Annotated in this window: 3 protein-coding genes; all 3 read left to right on the top strand. The window is 72.9% G+C overall.

All coding sequences use genetic code 11. The features are described from left to right. Window positions 1-249 precede the first annotated feature (249 nt). The gene (locus tag NON22_RS21495) at window positions 250-2,079 is read left to right on the top strand and encodes a choice-of-anchor Q domain-containing protein (RefSeq protein ID WP_257389041.1); all 1,830 of its coding nucleotides are present in this window, start codon (window positions 250-252) and stop codon (window positions 2,077-2,079) included. A 4-nt stretch (window positions 2,080-2,083) separates the two neighbouring features. Then, on the top strand, window positions 2,084-3,163 hold the full coding sequence (locus tag NON22_RS21490; RefSeq protein ID WP_257389039.1) for a TIGR03032 family protein: 1,080 nt from the start codon (window positions 2,084-2,086) through the stop codon (window positions 3,161-3,163). Then, on the top strand, window positions 3,160-3,860 hold a 701-nt coding region (locus NON22_RS21485; protein ID WP_257389037.1), incomplete at its 3' end, for a spermine/spermidine synthase domain-containing protein. The genes NON22_RS21490 and NON22_RS21485, both read left to right, overlap by 4 nt.

Here is a 3,860-nt window from a genome sequence, read left to right as displayed (position 1 = left end):
CGGCCGCCGGCCTGCTCGCGACCCTGCGCCGGCTCGCCGGCGAGCGTCCGCTGCCGGCCGACCCGGCGGACGGAACGGCGTCCGCCACCCCGGCCGCACCGTCGCGATCCGGCCGCCGAACGGTCTCGGAACGGATTCCGAACGGAAACGGAAAGGCGCCGGCATGGCCGCGCAAGCCGCATGTCAGCAAGCTCCGGGACGCATCGCCGCCGGCAGCCGTCCGGCCCTACTTTCCGTCCGGAGTCCATGATGTCGATTTCCCGTTCCTTCGCCTCCCGCCGTCTGCCGCTGCGGCATCCGCTCGTGGCCTGCCTCGCCCTGGCCCTGGCGGCGCCGCTGGCGGCACCCGCCGCCACCTTGCCGGTACTGAACTGCGACGACAGCGGCAGCGGCAGCCTGCGCGCGACGATCGCCGCCGCCACGAGCGGCGACGTCGTCGACCTGTCGGGCCTGGGCTGCAGCAGCATCGTGCTGACCAGCGGCGCGCTCGAAACCGGCGGCGCCGGCGAACTGACCGTGCGCGGCGGCGCGGGCCAGGCTCTGAGCCTCAGCGGCAACGACCAGAGCCGCGTGTTCCGTCACGCTGCGCCGGGCCGGCTGAGCCTGGCCAACCTGAGCCTGACCCGGGGCCGTGCGCCCGACCAGGGCGGCTGCGTCTACGCCGACGGCGCGCTGAGTCTCGACAACGTGACGGTCGGCGACTGCGCGGCCGGCAGCGATTCGGCCACGAACGCGCGCGGCGGCGGCGTCTACGTCGGCGGCGACGCGCAGCTCGCCGGCGCGCGCCTGCACGACAACCAGGTCGACGGCACCGGCCGTGTGTTCGGCGGCGGCATCGCCGTGGGCGGCGTGCTGCGCGCCGACGCGAGCGAGTTCCGCGACAACCATGCCCACAGCCATCGCGTCGACGGCAGCAACCCGCTCGACAACGTGACCCAGGGCGGCGGCCTGCATGCGGACCTGGGCCTGGAGCTCAACGGCGCCGCCGTGACCGGCAACACGGCGCTGTCGGACAGCTACGAGGTCTACGGCGGCGGCGTGTCCGCGGGCTCGCGCGCGAACGGCGCGCCGATCGCCGGCGCCACGCTGATCGACAGCGTCGTCAGCGGCAACACCAACGAATCGCACTGCGACGTCTGCGCGCCGCAGGGCGGCGGCGGCAGCGTGGTCGGCGACGCGACGCTCGTGCGCAGCACGATCGCCGACAACGTGGTGACCTCGACCAACCATTACGGCGGCGGCGGTGGTTTCCGCTTCTTCGGCAACGGAGCGCGTGCGGAACTGCTCGACACGACGGTCAGCGGCAACCAGGCCGATTCCGCCGGCGGCGGCCTGATCGGCCCGGGCAGCGGGGTGCTGCACGTCGAGCGCTCGCGCATCGAGAACAACGAAGCCGGCAACCTCGCCGGCCTCGACGAGGCCGGCGGCGGCATCCTCGGCTTCGGCTGCGCCGTCGAGCTGATCGCGAGCAGCGTCAGCGGCAACGTCTCCGGCGCCGACGGCGGCGGCGTCAACCTGCTGTTCGGCGAATACGCGCCGTCGCCGAGCCGCTTCGTCAACAGTACGATCTCGGGCAACGGCGCGCGCGAGGGCGGCGGCATCTTCGCGAGCGGCGGCGACGTCGAGATCAGCAACACGACGATCGCGTTCAACACGGCCACGCGCCGCGGCGCCGGCTTCAGCGCCGACGAATACACCTACAACATCCAGCTGCACAGCTCCATCGTCGCGAACAACCAGACCGGTACCAGTGCGGCGAACGTCTGGGCGTTTCCCGAAACCGTCAGCGGCGCCGACAACCTGATTCCAACCGGCGGCGGCAGTCCGGCGGAAATGCCCGGCGACACCGTGACCGCCGATCCGCAGCTGCTGCCGCTGGCCGGCAACGGCGGCGGCACCCTGACGCACGCGCTGGCCGAGACTTCGCCGGCGATCGACGCCGGCAGCAACGCGGCGGCATCGGTCTACGACCAGCGCGGAGCGTTCTATCTGCGCAGCTACGGCGCCGGCGTGGACATCGGCGCCTACGAGGCGCAGCCGCTGCCGGATATCCTGTTCCGCGATTCCTTCGAACCCTGAGCGCATGAGCACGGCCGCCGCGGCGAGCGCCGACGAATTCTCCAGCCGGCATACGGCGAATTTCCCGGCGCTGCTGCAGCAGCTGCGCGCGAGCGTGCTGGTCAGCACCTACCAGGCCGGCCGCCTCGTGCTGCTGCGTGCCGGGCAGGACCGGCTCAACACGCATTTCCGCCGCTTCGTCCGGCCCATGGGGCTGGCCGCGGCGGCCGGAAAGATCGCGCTCGGCGCGCAGGGCGAGATCCTCGAGTTCCGCAACATGCCGGCGCTCGCGCCGCGGCTGCCGTCGGCGACGCCGCACGATGCGGCGTATCTGCTGCGCCGCCGGCATCTGACCGGTGCGATCGACATCCACGAGATGGCCTACGCCGGCGACGGCGCGCTGTGGTTCGTGAACACGTTGTTCTCGTGCCTGTGCACGCTCGACGACGCGCACAGCTTCGTGCCGCGCTGGCGGCCGCGCTTCGTCGGCGCGTATGCGCCCGAGGACCGCTGCCATCTGAACGGACTGGGCCTGCGCGACGGCCGCCCGCGCTACGTGACGGCGCTCGGCGAGACCGACACGGCGCAGGGCTGGCGCGCGAACAAGCGCGACGGCGGCGTGCTGATCGATCTGGAGGCCGATGCGGTCGTCGCGCGCGGCCTGAGCATGCCGCATTCGCCGCGCTGGCACGCGGACCGTCTCTGGCTGCTCGAATCCGGCCGCGGCGCGCTGGTCACGCTGGATCCGCACAGCGGCGAACGACGCGACGTCGCACGCGTGCCGGGCTTCGCGCGCGGACTGGATTTCGTCGGACCGTTCGCGCTGGTCGGCCTGTCGCAGCTGCGCGAGAGCAACGCGTTCACCGACATTCCACTGACCGATGCAGACGCGCAGCGCCGCAGCGGCGTCTGGGTCGTCGACACGCGCAGCGGCGAGACCGTCGCCTTGCTGACTTTCACCGGCGACGTGCGCGAGATCTTCGCCGTGCAGGCCCTCGTCGGCCAGCAGTATCCCGACCTGCTGCACGACGGCGAGCTGCTCGAGACCGCCTACGCGCTGCCGGATGCGGCGCTGCGCGAGACCGCGGCGGCGCTGCGCGCATGAGTCGGCGCAGCGGCGCGCCCTATGTCGTCGACGCCGGCGGCCTGCGTTCGCTGCAATTCGGACCCGCGCGCATCCAGAGCCGCATGCGCCTGGCCGAGCCCGACGCGCTGGTGTTCGACTACACCTGCCTGATGATGGGCTTCCTGCTGTTCGGCGCGTCGCCGCGGCGCATCGCCGTGATCGGTCTCGGCGGCGGCTCGCTGGTCAAGTTCTGCCGGCGCCATCTGCCGCGTGCGCGGCTCGACGTGGTCGAGCTCGACGCGCGCGTGATCGCGCTGCGCGACGCGTTCGCGATTCCGCGCGACGACCGCGGGCTGCGCATACGCCTCGGCGACGGGGCGGACTTCGTCGCCGCGCAGTCCCGGGTCTTCGACGCGATCCTGCTCGACGGCTACGACGAGGCCGGCATGCCGGCACGGCTGCGTTCGGCGCGCTTCGCCGCCGCCTGCCGCGCCGCGTTGCGGCCGCGCGGCGTGCTCGTCATCAACGTCGACCGCGGCGACGCGGGCTTCGCGAGCCTGCTGCGCCATCTGCGCCGTTGCTTCGACGACGCGGTCTGCGTCGCCGACGACGAGGACGGCGGCAATGCCGTGGTCTTCGCCGGCGCGCCGCTGCGCCGGCGCCTCGGCACGATCGCGCGGCCGGCGAGCCTGGACCGCATCGCCTGGGCGCAGCTCGTCGCCGAGATCGGAAGAGC

The organism is Tahibacter caeni, assembly GCF_024609805.1.
Taxonomy (GTDB): Bacteria; Pseudomonadota; Gammaproteobacteria; order Xanthomonadales; family Rhodanobacteraceae; genus Tahibacter; species Tahibacter caeni.
Note: the sequence above shows the minus strand (reverse complement) of the source record. Positions and strands in the feature narration are given on the sequence as shown.

Coding starts and splice junctions, on each gene's coding strand:
- NON22_RS21495 (WP_257389041.1), top strand. CDS start 250: ATGTCGATTTCCCGTTCCTTCGCCTCCCGCCGTCTGCCGCTGCGGCAT.
- NON22_RS21490 (WP_257389039.1), top strand. CDS start 2,084: ATGAGCACGGCCGCCGCGGCGAGCGCCGACGAATTCTCCAGCCGGCAT.